At 39.1% G+C, this 13965-nt stretch carries 14 protein-coding genes; 6 read left to right on the forward strand and 8 right to left on the reverse strand.

The genetic code is table 11. The annotated features are described in order from the left end of the window. Positions 1–150: 150 nt before the first annotated feature. From ABJD64_RS19080 to ABJD64_RS19105, 6 genes are read left to right on the forward strand one after another with little or no spacing between them, the layout of a single operon-like run. Complete coding sequence (locus ABJD64_RS19080) at positions 151–1572, forward strand: radical SAM protein (protein ID WP_348180656.1); 1422 nt, start codon at positions 151–153, stop codon at positions 1570–1572. A gap of 11 nt (positions 1573–1583) precedes the next feature. Continuing rightward, entirely contained in the window at positions 1584–2234 is a 651-nt protein-coding gene (locus ABJD64_RS19085; protein ID WP_348180655.1) for a DUF1361 domain-containing protein, read from the forward strand. A gap of 1 nt (position 2235) precedes the next feature. Beyond that, positions 2236–2586: a diacylglycerol kinase family protein gene (locus tag ABJD64_RS19090; RefSeq protein WP_348180654.1), complete on the forward strand. Its 351-nt coding sequence runs from the start codon at positions 2236–2238 to the stop codon at positions 2584–2586. 41 nt (positions 2587–2627) lie between these two features. Continuing rightward, positions 2628–3122, forward strand: a complete 495-nt coding sequence (locus ABJD64_RS19095) for an ArsR family transcriptional regulator (protein WP_348180653.1) — start codon at positions 2628–2630, stop codon at positions 3120–3122. Positions 3123–3164: 42 nt separating this feature from the next. Further along, positions 3165–4103 (forward strand): methyltransferase domain-containing protein, encoded by a 939-nt coding sequence (locus ABJD64_RS19100; protein WP_348180652.1) that lies wholly within the window; start codon positions 3165–3167, stop codon positions 4101–4103. 3 nt (positions 4104–4106) lie between these two features. Next, positions 4107–5066 (forward strand): hypothetical protein, encoded by a 960-nt coding sequence (locus ABJD64_RS19105; RefSeq protein WP_348180651.1) that lies wholly within the window; start codon positions 4107–4109, stop codon positions 5064–5066. Between the two features lie 45 nt (positions 5067–5111). Here the strand turns inward: ABJD64_RS19105 and ABJD64_RS19110 are convergent, their stop codons facing one another. From ABJD64_RS19110 to ABJD64_RS19145, 8 genes are all read right to left on the reverse strand, one after another. After that, positions 5112–6494, reverse strand: a complete 1383-nt coding sequence (locus ABJD64_RS19110; RefSeq protein WP_348180650.1) for a DUF389 domain-containing protein — start codon at positions 6492–6494, stop codon at positions 5112–5114. Next, on the reverse strand, positions 6494–7237 hold the full coding sequence (locus tag ABJD64_RS19115; protein WP_348180649.1) for a TerC family protein: 744 nt from the start codon (positions 7235–7237) through the stop codon (positions 6494–6496). The genes ABJD64_RS19110 and ABJD64_RS19115 overlap by 1 nt, the downstream gene beginning before the upstream one ends. Positions 7238–7306: 69 nt before the next feature. Beyond that, complete coding sequence (locus tag ABJD64_RS19120) at positions 7307–8203, reverse strand: ABC transporter ATP-binding protein (RefSeq protein WP_348180648.1); 897 nt, start codon at positions 8201–8203, stop codon at positions 7307–7309. A gap of 4 nt (positions 8204–8207) precedes the next feature. Beyond that, positions 8208–9113 carry an ABC transporter permease subunit gene (locus tag ABJD64_RS19125; RefSeq protein ID WP_348180647.1) on the reverse strand — a complete coding sequence of 302 codons (906 nt, stop codon included), beginning with the start codon at positions 9111–9113 and terminating at the stop codon, positions 8208–8210. A 36-nt stretch (positions 9114–9149) separates the two neighbouring features. Continuing rightward, positions 9150–10211 (reverse strand): putative urea ABC transporter substrate-binding protein, encoded by a 1062-nt coding sequence (locus ABJD64_RS19130; RefSeq protein WP_348180646.1) that lies wholly within the window; start codon positions 10209–10211, stop codon positions 9150–9152. Positions 10212–10235: 24 nt separating this feature from the next. Further along, positions 10236–11492, reverse strand: a complete 1257-nt coding sequence (locus ABJD64_RS19135) for a toxic anion resistance protein (RefSeq protein WP_348180645.1) — start codon at positions 11490–11492, stop codon at positions 10236–10238. Between the two features lie 16 nt (positions 11493–11508). After that, positions 11509–12357, reverse strand: a complete 849-nt coding sequence (locus tag ABJD64_RS19140) for a hypothetical protein (RefSeq protein ID WP_348180644.1) — start codon at positions 12355–12357, stop codon at positions 11509–11511. A 15-nt stretch (positions 12358–12372) separates the two neighbouring features. After that, the gene (locus tag ABJD64_RS19145; protein WP_348180643.1) at positions 12373–13926 is read right to left on the reverse strand and encodes a phosphate ABC transporter substrate-binding/OmpA family protein; all 1554 of its coding nucleotides are present in this window, start codon (positions 13924–13926) and stop codon (positions 12373–12375) included. Between the last annotated feature and the right edge of the window lie 39 nt (positions 13927–13965).

Here is a 13965-nt window from a genome sequence, read left to right on the forward strand (position 1 = left end):
AATTGAAAGTAGGGGATAAGAAAAAGGGCTGTATACCAAGTTGATTAATAGGCAGGACATTTGTGTCCTGCCGTTCACTTGAATTTCAAAATAGTTAATGTAACCCGGAATCATATTCTTCGTTAACTTTGTAATTCAAAGTACTTTTATATGAAAAGTAATCTTAAAATAAAAATGATCCTTCCGGCTTTAACAGAAGCTGAAAGCCCTTTCTGGAGACCTATTAAGTATTCTCTTTTTCCACCATTGGGTTTGGCTACATTAGCAGCGTACACAGATACTGAGGATCAGGTTGAAATTGTAGATCAGCATGTAGAGAAGTTGCAATTAGGTGATGAGCCTGATTTGGTAGTTCTACAGGTTTACATCACCAATGCTTACCGTGCCTATCAGATTGCAGATCATTACAAATCAAAAGGCGTTTACGTTGTCTTGGGAGGATTGCATGTGACCTCCCTACCTGAAGAGGCGAGACCACATGGAGACAGTATCTTTCTCGGCCCCGGAGAAGAAACATTTCCAGAGTTTCTTAAGGATTTTAGGGGTGGTACCCCTAGAAGAACTTATTTTTCTTCAAAAAGGTCATTAGAAAAGATACCTCCGGTGCGGAGAGATCTCATAAAACGTAATCGCTATTTAGTCCCCAATTCAATAGTAGTAACTAGAGGTTGCCCTCATCACTGCGATTTCTGCTACAAGGATGCCTTTTTCCAAGGAGGGAAGTCCTTCTATACGCAGTTGGTTGATGATGCCTTAGCGGAAATCGACCGATTGCCGGGAAGTCATTTATATTTTCTAGATGATCATTTACTCGGTAATGCCAAATTTGCCACAGAATTATTTGCAGGCCTTGAAGGTATGGATCGTGTATTTCAAGGAGCCGCAACTGTGGATTCAATTTTACGAGGAAACCTGATCGAAAAAGCAGCAAAAGCGGGTCTCAGAAGTATTTTTGTGGGATTTGAAACCTTCTCTCCTGAAAACCTACGGCAGAGCAACAAGAAGCAAAATCTTCTAAAAAATTATGAAGAGGCGGTGAGTCGTTTGCACAGCTTGGGAATAATGATCAATGGTAGTTTTGTCTTTGGTCTGGATGACGATGGCCCAGATGTTTTTAAAAGAACAGTGGATTGGGGAGTGAAAAATGGAATCACCACTTCCACTTACCACATTCTAACTCCATATCCCGGAACAAAACTTTATGAAAACATGAAACAGGAGAACCGGCTTGTCTCTCATAATTGGGACCTATATGACACAAGGCATGTTGTTTTTAAAACCAAAAAACTTACCGCTAGTGAATTGGAAGAAGGATATCATTGGGCATACAAGGAATTTTACTCATGGGCAAACATAGCAAAAGCCTCTTTTCAGCATGAATCGATCAAGCATGTGGCTAAACACCTTTTGTATGCAGGAGGCTGGAAAAAATTCGAGCCACTTTGGAACTTCATTATCAAATCCAGGCAACTGAATCAAATGCTTCCCTTGCTGGAATCTATACTTTCCAGAGTTAAAACAAAACAATCCAATGAAAAGTCAACCGAAAAATTAAATCTGTCCATAACCTAATTTATTCACCGATGAACAACATTTCAAAAATAATAAGGCATCCGCTTGGACGATTGGTATTGCTTTCTGCATTTTGTCTACTTGCTACAGCCATTCGCTCTATTCAGCATGACAACATGGTCTATCTATTTCTAAATTGGAATCTATTTCTTGCCTGGATACCATTGATGATTGTCAAAGTTTGGGTGAGATATTCGGTTACAACTAACCCTCTAAAATCGTATTCAATCCTATTCTTTTTCGCCTGGTTGTTGTTTTTTCCGAATGCCCCTTATATCATCACCGACCTGATTCATCTTAACAAAAGACTTGTGACAAGTTGGATTGATCCGCTAATCCTTTTCACTTATGCTTTTACTGGTCTGATCCTTGGGCTTTACTCGCTTAGAGTTGTTCATCAACAACTGGCTTCTTACTTCACCCATTTTCTGACCTGGTTTTGTCTGACACTGGCCATGTTCATATCAGGTTATGGAATCTATCTGGGAAGAGTACAGCGTTGGAATAGCTGGGATATCATAACTAAGCCTATGTCGTTGATTAGAGACGCAATTAGTCAGTCAACTAACCCCATGGCTATACAAATGACCTTTGCTTATTCATCAATGCTAATTTTGGTGTATCTAGTCATCCATTCCTCTCTGAACCATGAAAGAAAATAACATGAGATTTAAAAAAAATTTGCAAAGCTACCGTTTCGCCATAAAGGGCATAAGGTACCTGATCCGATTCGAAAACAATTTCAGGATTCAACTGATTTGTGCTTTTCTGGTTATAGCTATCGGAATAATCTATCAAATTCCCATCTTGGCCTGGACTGTTTTTATCGTTTTGATCGGTGTGGTATTGATGGCAGAAGCTTTCAATACGGCATTGGAAAAATTAGCCGACAAAATTGAACCCGGATACGACAAAGAGATCGGTGCAATCAAGGATATAGCCGCTGGCGCTGTACTGCTCATAAGTGCGGCTGCTCTCATTGCAGGACTCCTCATTTTATTTAATTTTCAATAATATTTGAAACTTCGATAAGTTTATTTACGTTTGTGTTTCCTATGGATTACGCAGAAGCAAAACATAAGTACATACAGGCTTGGGGAACGTTGGGCTCGAGTTGGGGTATTAATAAAGCCATGGCCCAAATTCATGCTTTGCTTCTAATATCTACAGAGGCCTTATCCACAGAAGATATTATGGAAGAACTTAAGATGTCCAGAGGTAATGTCAATATGAATCTTCGTGCCCTTATAGATTGGGGAATTGTACAAAAGGAATACAAGATTGGTGAGAGGAAGGAATTCTTTGTGGCTGGTAAGGATATCTGGGAATTGGCCAGGCAAGTATCAAAAGAACGAAGAAGAAGAGAAATTGAGCCGATCATCAAAGTGCTTGATCAGGTGCAATCGGTCAGTGGCGAAGATGATCAAATAAAAGAATTTAAGAAGGTCACTGGTGAGCTTAAAGACTTTTCCCTAAAGGTAGATGGAGTACTCGATAAGTTCACCAAATCTGATCAGAACTGGTTTTACAAATTGCTACTCAAGTTGTAGTATTTTTTTTATGGGTTTAAGTTTCAGTAATAATTGAAAGATATGAAAGAATTGAAAATACAATACGATGCACTAGCCATTCGGTCTCTGGCGCAAGATCAAGAAGAGCGAAGTAAAAATGAAAGATTGAGAGCATATTATGAAGAGGCCGGGCCTGATTATGCCGCCTGGAGTCCTGGCTTCAATATGCATTTTGGATACTACAATTGGACACTCAATCCGTTCAACCGCGAATCCATGCTCAATAATATGAATCAGAAAATGTTAGACAAACTTGATCTTGGTCGACTTCAAAATGGAACAATAGCCGATTTTGGTTGCGGTCTTGGTGCGACATTACGCTATGCACATCAGCAATATCCACAATTAAACTATTCCGGAATTACGCTGGTACCGTGGCAGGTCCAACAAGCCGAGCTTCTCAATAGGAATGAAGGCGTTTCAAAGAACATTCATATCATCGAAGGCGATTACAGTCAAACGCCATATGAGGATAATTCTGTAGATGGAATCTGGGCCATCGAGAGTAGCTGCTATGCGGATGGTGCCAACAAGTCTAATCTGCTCAGGGAAATTTATCGAGTGCTTAGACCTGGTGGAAAATTTGTAATTGCAGACGGATTTAGAAAACATCAGCGACCGTTGAATAAATTGGTTACCTCAGCGTATCGGCAATTGTGTCACTCCTGGGCACTGGATGAGCTTGGAGATATTGGAGAAGTCTCCTCAAGCCTGAAAACCATAGGTTTTAAGCATATCGATGTTCAAAACATTTCGTATCGTGTAGCCCCATCAGTAGCTCATGTTCCGTTTACCGTCATTTCATTTCTGATCAAAGAACTATTATTTGGCAAAAAGAAAATGTCTGAAGAACGATGGAACAATTTAAAATCTCCCTTACTCACCATGGTGGTCGGCCTGGCTCAGCGTGACTTTGGGTACTATCTCGTCAGCGGTGAAAAACCAATAACTAACAATTAGGCCATGCAAGTATCAGAATCAAACCAAAAATGGATAGCCATAGGGGTGGCTATTGGTACCACTTCCATCGCGATCGTATCGTTAATAGCCTTTTCGGTGAATGTACTCCAGGAGTATGGAGCAGTGCTATTTACTTTGGTCCCGTTAGCGCTTGGGGTACTGAGCACTTCTATCTATGGGTACTTCAGGCCACGCAGTCTGAAGGAATCAGCTCGAATTAGTTTTTACACTTTGCTGCTGGCCTGTGGTATTTTGATATTGTTCAATATCGAAGGCATCGTATGCGTACTTATGGCTGCTCCTTTCGCTGCTGTATTTGTGTTTATGGGCACATGGATTGGCTACAAAGTCCAGAAACGAGATAAAGGTCAGGTCATTAAATTCTTTTCTTTTAACCTGTTAGTCATCCCAATATTAATGGTCGCCGAAAGTGAATGCTTTGAACGTGAAGGTGGTGAAATAGAAGTAAAAACTTCGATTGTAATCAATGCATCTAAAGAAACCGTATGGGACAATGTCGTTAAGTTTCCCGATATCCCAGCGCCCACAGAGTGGATATTTAAGACTGGTATTGCCTACCCTACTTCTTCGGAGATCATAGGATCGGGTAAAGGTGCAGTCCGATATTGTGAATTCACCACCGGAAGCTTTGTCGAACCTATTGAAATTTGGGACGAGCCCAATCTTTTACAATTTTCTGTCAGAGAACAGCCGATCCCTTTGAGGCGAATGATCCATGAAAAGACAAATGTGCCAGGAAATATGTACAAATACTTCGTCTCCAATAAGGGGCAATTCAGACTTACTGAATTAGGGAAAAACGAAGTGCTCCTAGAAGGGACCACTTGGTATTATCACAAAATAAAGCCGGTAGTCTACTGGAAAATTTGGTCAGAATACATCATCCATTCTATTCACAATAGAGTATTGACTCATATAAAAGCAGTTTCTGAAAATGCGTAAGAGAAAAATCATAATTGCCGGAGGTTCTGGTTTTTTAGGTCCTTGCTACAACAAAACAACTTCCACTTTTTCCAATTTTAATCGCTGTTCCAACCAAAGTTTAATTTTCTTTAGTTCGGAATTTTTGGGAGTTCTTGAAAATTTAACCAGAGCGAAGCAAGTAGTGTCCATTTGCTGATTTGATATATTCTGTTTTACCACATCACTCAAGGCAAATTCAAGTAAATGGGAGTAGTGAATTTGAAGTTCTGCCGATATATCTTCTACTGGATATTGATGCTGTTTTTGTTTGAGCAACTCAGTTTCGAGCAAAGTAATTTGTTCTTCCTTAGTCTCAATCAACGCTTCATTTTTTATATATAGATCCTCTATGATATCGACTTTAAGTTTTGTGCTCATCAGCTCAAACTCCTGATCAAAGTTTGGATCTTCGCGGTACCCTTGATGCAGGATCAAATGTGTTTCATCGAGCTTAAAAATTGGGAGTTGTCTCCTGATACTTTCTACTTGAATAGTGTCCAATGGCTTGCCATAAAGGGTAACTTCAATACTACTACTGTCAGCCGTATAATAAAAGTCTTTATTGATTACTTCTGTTTCTTCAAAATCAAATTCTGAAGAAACAAAGAGCTTGGCGTTCTGCTCAAATAAGGTGCGTTGCACCAAGTGATAAGCCAAATAAATGCTAGGAATAATTGTGATGATCACGAACAGGGCGATCGATCTTTTAACACGGGTTTCAGTACTTGGATCTTCGAATTTTCTCTTAGGGTATCGCAAAAATCTTACGATCAAAAAAGTAGCAACCGAGATAAATACGCTATTAATGAAAAAGAGATAAAACGCTCCTACAAAAAAGTACCAATTCAGATTTGCCAGCGCATATCCAGCAGTGCAGAGCGGTGGCATCAGTGCAGTAGCAATGGCCACTCCGGGAATTGCGTTTGATTTTTCTTTTCTTGAACCGGCTACAATACCTGCCAGCCCTCCAAAGAATCCTATCATTACATCCCAAAGGGTTGGGTTGGTGCGCGCAAGCAATTCGGACTGTGCCTCATGAAGTGGGGTAATCCAAAAATACAAGGCTGAGGTCAAAACGCTAATCACCACCGCAACACCTATGTTCCAAAATGCTTTTTTAATGAGATCAAAATCATTTATTCCTGCACCTAAACCAATACCCATGATGGGCCCCATTAGTGGAGAAATCAACATGGCACCAATTATTATGGCTGTAGAATTAACATTAAGGCCTATTGATGCTATAATTATGGCGAAAATTAATATCCACAGATTGGTCCCTTTAAACTCTACACCTTTACTTATATCATCAATTGTTTTGCTTTCGCGCTGTTTATCTTCATGTAGATCAAACAGATCATGAAGAAATAGTTTTAGACCTTCAACGGGTTTTAGTCTTGTTTTCACTATTTGTTGTTTGCTTGCTCTCTGGCCTTAATCAATTGTTTTTGATACTTACCTTGGACAATATCAATGATGACCAAAATAAATATGATGAAATAGAAAGTGGCTTTGCTCATAGGAGTGATTTCGCTCCCAAATAATTCCAAGTGGGCCAGGTGGCCTCCTTCGGACAATAACATGACTCCTACCAGAAATAGAATAAAAAGTCCTAAAACCTCATACAGTCTATTCTTGGCCAGGAAAACGGAAACTTTATCAGAAAGCCAGATCATCAATACACCGCTGATGATTATGGCAGTAGCCATTACCCAAAAAACATCACTTAAGGCCATGGCACTTAAGATGGAATCGAAAGAAAAAATCAAGTTCATAAATACAATCATCGTGATGACTTTTGAAGTCGAAGCAACTTCCTTTTCGTCCATCCCATGCTCTTCTAAATAAACCAAATGCCAAATCTCTTTCACAGCGGTATACATAATGAATGCTCCTCCAAATAATACAATAAGACTATGAATATTGAAAGTTCCGCTTATCCAAGACCATAAATCAATATGCATGATTGGATCTTGAAAGTATTTGATAAGATTGACCAAAACGAAAAGTAGGACTATTCTAAGCACTATGGCAATACCAATTCCTGTTGTTCTTACCATTTTTTGCTTGTCAAGCGGAGCTCTTTTTGATTCAATAGAGATGTACAGTAAATTGTCAAATCCCAGTACAGCCTGTAAGAGGATTAGCATCAGTAGAGTAAGTATATTTTCTAACATTTTATTAAGCGACAATAATATCTGAAAGGGAACATTTGAATTTTACATTTTGCTCAACTTTTTCACAGAATCTTTATGAGATAAGTCAAAATCTCCAATTTCCTGAAGATAATTTGGATCAAGACCTTCATATTTAATTTCTTCTGTGAGTTGCACAAATTCTTTGGTGCCTTTAATTTCGGTTGAACGAGGATGCATCCATGGAATGCTTACATCTTTCACAATTTTAGAACCCTCCTCACCATTTTCTTTTTTGTAAAATTGTGAGACCACAATTAAACGGCTTCCCATAAAAATTGCTTCCTCAAGGCTGTGCGTAATAAATATTACAGTCTGTCTGTGTTCTTCCCATTGCTCAAGTGTAAATACCTGCATTTCTTCCCTTGTTCCCTCATCAAGGGCTCCAAAGGGCTCATCCATGAGTAATATCTTCGGTTTCATTATCATCGCCTGGGCAATGGCCGTCCGTTGCCTTTGCCCGCCGGATAACTGATTAGGATATTTATCAGCATGTTCCAATAATCTGACTCGTTCCAAATATTGATCGGCCTCTTCTACGAATTCCTTTCTTTTTCTTCTGAAATTAAAAGGATTCAAAATGGGCTCAAAAAGTCCGAAAGTCTCCAGTTCCAATCCGAACATTACATTTTCACGGACTGTCTTATGAGGAAAGATTGAATATTTTTGAAATACTACACCTCTGTTTCGATCACAGTTAGTAATGTCTCTATTTTCATAAAGTGCCTTTCCTGAGGTAGGAAATTCAGATCCTAGAAAGAGCCTGAGTGTTGTAGATTTACCACACCCTGTAGGACCTACTACGGTCACAAACTCTCCTGGTCTTATCTTCAAATTGATCCCATTGAGTATGTTTTTTTCACCATAGTTTTGGAATGCACGTTCAAGACTTAAAATATAATTTTTTTCTTCGTTTTTCATTTGATCACTGGTGAAGCCATACATACTTTTTTTGAATCCATTTTCTAAGGAAATAGTCGATCAAAAATGCCAGAAGACTTATCCAAAGTACATACGGAATGATTGTGGCCATATCCATATATCTTCTAACAACAAATATTCTATAACCAAGCCCCGCTTCGGCCGCAAGAGCCTCACCTGCTATGAGAAAAAGAATAACAGCCTTGAAATTTAACCTTATTGTATCCAGTACCTTGGGCATAATTTGAGGTAAGACAATCTTGTAAACAATTTCCTGACTGTTGGCTCTCAATGTCATACCTTTTGTTAGATGTTCATTTGGAATTTCTTTGACTCTAAGATAGGTATCCAAAATAATTGTAGGGGCTACTCCAATTACTATTAAAGCAATTTTTGCTGTCTCTCCCAGACCAAAAACAATAAACAAAATAGGAAGAAGGGCGAGTGCTGGTATTTTGTCAAAAAAGAGGACGAACCTATATAGCAAATGATCAAAAACAGGAAACAAGCCCATATATAATCCAACAAATATTCCGAACAGAATGAAGATCATGGCGATGAAAACTCTGTATCCTGTGGCCATGGTATCCTCCCAAAGTTGCCACTCTCCATTTTTAAGCATGTTCCAGAGCTTGCCTTGCTCATAGGCTTCACGAAGTGTTTCTGGTTCATTACTAGGAATTAATTCACCATCGTCATCATACTCTTTTATCACGTTAGGCCTGAAAATGGCCTTGCCCATACTTGTCAGCATTTGTCCAGCTGTTGGCATTAATTTATCCCTGGGGTTTTCCGCATGCCTGTCTGATGAATAGTCGCCATAAATCCACAGCGTTAAGCCAAAAAGAATTGTGCTTAGCGCAAGAGCAGCCGGTCTGGAAAACTTCGTTCTTAATCCAAACAATTTCATAGTAAATTTTGAATTAGATCAATATTCATTTGATATCTAAAGTTTATTTTCACTAGCCATTTGCATATAAGAAGCATCAAATTTAAAGTAGACATTATTTTGATCTCCAATAACCACGCCGCTTGGAAATTCTATTCCTAAGTCATCTGCACTCTGCACTCTATCACCTAGCAGTCCATATTTAAAACAAAAATTTCTGACTCTGCGCATTTTGGTTTGAATTTCATCTCCGGACATATAGTCAACCGCATCAACTGGCTTGTAAAACATCGCTGTAGTCTTCAATTGTGCTTTATATTCAGTTAAACTTGAACCTCCGGCTTCGGCCATTGCTTTCAGTGCATTATCGGCCTTTGCACCACGAGTAGACATTACACTCATTACTTCAAACCATGCTCCATTGAGGGCTTTGGCCAGTTGGGGGTTGCTTTCCAGCGTTTTGGAATTCATCATCATCATATCCAGTATTTCACCTGGAATCTGTGAAGAATCGAAGATGTTAGATACGCCTGGTGTTTTCATAATTTCCATTACAAGTGGATTCCAGGTAACTACTGCTTCCTGATCCGAGTTAGAAACATACGCTGGAGCAATATCACTATCACTAACGTTGATAACCTTTACATCTGAATCCTTAAGATTATTTTTGTCCAGTGCCCTTGATAGTAAGTAATGAGAGACTGAGTATTCTACTAAGCTCACTTTCTTGCCCTTTAGCCCACTTACATCCAGATTGTTTCTGACTAATAAGGCATCATTTCCATTAGAAAAGTCCCCTAAAATAATTGCAGTGCTGGCGATACCCGAAGCTACAGGGATGGTAAGTGCATCCATGTTGGTCATAACGCAGGCATCTAACTCACCACTGGTATAGGCTTCAATAGACGGTATGTAATCCATTTTCACCAAATTGATTTTGATATCATACTTATTTGCCCATTTTTTAAGTATGCCCGATTGCTTTGCGTAATCCCATGGGTTCCATCCGGCATAAATAGACCAGCCCACTTTAAATTCATTTTTCTTCTGGGCTTGTGAAGGAATACTAAGTGCTAGTAAAAACAAGGCACCTAGTGCTATAATTTTTATCGTTTTCATCTTTGTTGATTTAAGTGTATTTTTTTAATCTATTGAAGTAATATCAAGTATTACACCTTCTTGAGCGGCCTGACCTTTTTCCATGCGAGAAATAGTTTCCGAGGCCTGATCGGTTAAGGATTTGAATTTATTGACAGTATCTTTCATTTCGGGTAATGCTTCTCTTCTAAAATTAGATAGTTCATCAATTGCCTGATTGAGAGATTCGAACGCGAGCGTCAATTTTTCTACGTTAATCGTAGACTCAGCGGCCTGTTTTTGAATTTCTACGCCTTGAGTTTGAAGTACTTCAGCATTCCCTTGAATAAGATCGGCAGTAGTTTCATCTACTTTCTTCTTCGCATCCAATACTTGCCTTTGCTTATTCAAAGCCAATCTTGTGGTTACGGCAATTCTTAAGGCACTTGCTGTAATTGTAATAGTCCTGTTCACTCCAGTGATTAGCTCGTTATTGTTTCTAATCAAGAGATCATAGGAAATCACTCCTTGCTGGTTAACGGCCAGAGTCGTTTGAAGGTCGATTACTCTTTGATTCAGCGGGAATAATAGCTCTTCTTGAATAAATCTGACCCGATCCTGATCAAGACCAGACTCTTCTTTCAATTTGTTTTCCAATTTGCTGTAGAGCACTTGCCCTATCATTATGGCTCTGTTTAGTCCATCCAATGAATCCCTTAGCGCCTTTTTATCAAACTCTAGTGTTTTGTTATCATCAATGAGATGCTCTTTGCCTACAACTAAGCTATCGATAATCGCAGTAATTACGTGCTGTGCAGATTCATAGCGCTCGAAGTATCTGCTTATTGGATTTTTGCTTCCAAATATGTTTCTAAACAATTTGGCAATTACACCTGGTGTGCTATCCAAATTGTATCTTCTGGGATTCAATTCCTCTACTTGATTTCTCAGATCCAAAAGGCCGGTAGCAACAGCACCTCCGTCCTGGGTTTTGCCTAATGTCTTTATGGATTGGTCCAATATTTTACTTTGGTTCGATAAAGTCTTTTGGAATTTCATTCCCATTTCATTGACGTACCTTTTTTTAGTAAAGTCATCAATTTTATCCCCTAATAAATCATCAATTAGATCATTTGTTTTTTGGTCAATTTCTGGATCAAGTTCAGATTTCTCAGTTTTCGTAAGGCCCAACTCCTTTTCCAATTCTGATTGCGTAGGAATCCTTTTTAATTCTAGGTTCGGTTCCTTTTCATTAAATTCAAGATTTCCGTCTTTAACAATTTCGGCAACCTTTGGTTGCAATGCATCTTTTTCAGTTGTCATAATTTGCTGTTTAATTCTATTGCGAAAAATACTTTGTCCTACTAATCAACTCTTGTAAATCACTCATGGCCTTTTCCATACCGATGGTTGCTTCCTTATTTCGGGTCCTTTCAATTTCCGAAATGGCTATAGCGGTTTCATCAAATTGTGCAAGCGCTTCCTCGTTTTCAGCTAGTAGGTCATGAACTTTGTTTTTTTGTTCTCTAGATGAGTTTAACCGCCTTTTCAAGGCGTCAAATTCCTTGTTCCGTGCCGGACTCAATTTCTCAATTTTTTCCAACTCCATCAATTGTGCATTTAAGTAGTCAATGTCCATAGTGTCAATGGTCTTTAGAGCTGTCACCAAATCGGATAAATTATCTATTCCGGAAAGAAACACTTCCTGTGCGATACCATAATATCTGCTATAGGTCAGCTGTGTCTCATCAAACTTGGAATTCAAAACCTCAATCAGATTATCAAATTTTTTTTGAAATAGTTCTAACTGTTGTAATCCCCTGGTACTTCCGAATTTGGCTAAGTCCTCACTTAGATCTTTTCTTTTAAGTGCTGTTTTTTGTGCGATGATTTCTCTGAGTTTGACAACATACTTTTTTTCAAAACGATGCCCATCCACAAAAAAATTATACACCCAAGATGTTATACCCATTCCAGATACTGCAAGCATGGACAAATATATGGGATAGCTAAATCCAAATATTCCACCTGCCACAATCGTACCTGCAAACATGGGAATGGCATACCTCACTGTCCAATGGTTGTTGACATGCCTCATCAGCGCACTCCTGATAGCAGGTTTTGAGAAATCCCTGGCAACCGGAGTTTTTACTTGTGGTGTATCAAGACTGATTTTCTCATTTGGCATAGCCGGCATCTTCATTCATATATTATCGTCACTAAGCAAAGCAAATTCAACCCTGGCCCATCTTAATCTGTAGGCCCTTGAATTTTCTCCTGATTTCTTTTTGGGAGGGCTCGAAGCTCCGAGTCCTTGAGGGTTCATCCGATTTTCGTCAATTCCGTGCACGGCTATTAGGCGTTGTCTAACTACTTCAGCCCTTTTTTGAGACAATGTCATATTGGCCTTTTGATCGCCTCTTCCAGTATGACCCCTAATTGCTATCCTATACTCCGGGTAGTTATTTACGAGCATGTTGGCCACCTTGTCTACAATTTCTTCCCCCTGATAATCTAAATGACTTGTACCGCTCTGGAATGTAATGGGTTCTACTCTCATGGTTCCTATTTCCTGAAGATTCTCCCATTGTGATGGAGTTAGGCTTCCAAATTGTTGATCATCTGAATTTCCATTCTCACCGATGCTCTTTATATTAGAATTATTTAAATCTTCCAGAAAATTAGTGTTGATCAATTGATATGGGTCTTCTATGTCTTCTTGCATCCTACCGGTTTGTATCATAATATCCGAGCAAGCATAGATTGAATTTATCATACCATCGCGAGACGGAAATCCAAGTTCGAGCGGTATATCAAACATTTGGGTACAATTCTCATTGAGGTTATACCAATCGATATTTTCGATCATCCCGCTCACAACATTCTTTTTCAGTCCGGTGATTCGGCTAAATTCTTTGACCATTTCTTCATCACGGGAATTGTAATAATTAAGAACTCTGAAATACGTTTTCAGAAATGCCTTGATTTTCTCTGGACTTTTCGAAACAACTTCTCTTCTAAATACAAAAACATCAATGATATAGCCGCTGAACTGATCTGAGCCCCATAACTTTTTCAATCCTAGCTCATTGATCGCTTTACTTACTTCTGGCTCCCACATGACAAATGCATCTCCTTTGGATCGATCTTTCACAGCCTTTTCAGCCATTGCAAAGACCTCTTCAGATCCGTTTACTTCTCTTCTCCAAGCCTGATCATTGCTTAATTCATCCAATGCGAAATCTGTAATCGTCAAATCCAGTAAAAAAGAGCTGGGTGATGCCGGTGTATAATAAATCCTTAAATCAGAATTATTTAGTTCGTTGATCTTATTAGATGGAAGCACATCATCAAAACCCACGATGGCATCTGCACCTTTAGATTCAGCAATTGCAGCTACTATTACGCCAGGATACTTGTGCTCCCCCCCATGCTCCAAATAGGAGTTGACAGGGAGTACAATAAAATCATATTCTTTGTCGGCAAATTTCTCGAGTCTCGATTTGTAATCTCCTCCGTCATCGGTGAATTTGAGGGCCATTTCATTTCTGGCCAACTGCTTTTTCATTTCAAGAGTTTCGAGAAAGGAGTAGCCCAGATAGCCATCACCTGCCCAGCGAAATGTGGTAGTGGATCCTGAGGCATCTGACGTATCAGCTATCTGCTGATTAAATAGTATTTCTTTACCATAATAGCCAGCTATCACTAATAAAGTAATGACAAGAAAAAGAATAAATGGTCCTTTCAGTTTGCTCATAAAAAAGGTATTACTTCAGTAGATTAAATACTTATTGCC

The sequence above is a fragment of the Reichenbachiella sp. genome (assembly GCF_039944555.1).
Classification (GTDB): Bacteria; Bacteroidota; Bacteroidia; order Cytophagales; family Cyclobacteriaceae; genus Reichenbachiella.

Coding starts and splice junctions, on each gene's coding strand:
- ABJD64_RS19080 (WP_348180656.1), top strand. CDS start 151: ATGAAAAGTAATCTTAAAATAAAAATGATCCTTCCGGCTTTAACAGAA.
- ABJD64_RS19085 (WP_348180655.1), top strand. CDS start 1,584: ATGAACAACATTTCAAAAATAATAAGGCATCCGCTTGGACGATTGGTA.
- ABJD64_RS19090 (WP_348180654.1), top strand. CDS start 2,236: ATGAGATTTAAAAAAAATTTGCAAAGCTACCGTTTCGCCATAAAGGGC.
- ABJD64_RS19095 (WP_348180653.1), top strand. CDS start 2,628: ATGGATTACGCAGAAGCAAAACATAAGTACATACAGGCTTGGGGAACG.
- ABJD64_RS19100 (WP_348180652.1), top strand. CDS start 3,165: ATGAAAGAATTGAAAATACAATACGATGCACTAGCCATTCGGTCTCTG.
- ABJD64_RS19105 (WP_348180651.1), top strand. CDS start 4,107: ATGCAAGTATCAGAATCAAACCAAAAATGGATAGCCATAGGGGTGGCT.
- ABJD64_RS19115 (WP_348180649.1), bottom strand. CDS start 7,237: ATGCTAATCCTCTTACAGGCTGTACTGGGATTTGACAATTTACTGTAC.
- ABJD64_RS19120 (WP_348180648.1), bottom strand. CDS start 8,203: ATGAAAAACGAAGAAAAAAATTATATTTTAAGTCTTGAACGTGCATTC.
- ABJD64_RS19125 (WP_348180647.1), bottom strand. CDS start 9,113: ATGAAATTGTTTGGATTAAGAACGAAGTTTTCCAGACCGGCTGCTCTT.
- ABJD64_RS19130 (WP_348180646.1), bottom strand. CDS start 10,211: ATGAAAACGATAAAAATTATAGCACTAGGTGCCTTGTTTTTACTAGCA.
- ABJD64_RS19135 (WP_348180645.1), bottom strand. CDS start 11,492: ATGACAACTGAAAAAGATGCATTGCAACCAAAGGTTGCCGAAATTGTT.
- ABJD64_RS19140 (WP_348180644.1), bottom strand. CDS start 12,357: ATGCCAAATGAGAAAATCAGTCTTGATACACCACAAGTAAAAACTCCG.
- ABJD64_RS19145 (WP_348180643.1), bottom strand. CDS start 13,926: ATGAGCAAACTGAAAGGACCATTTATTCTTTTTCTTGTCATTACTTTA.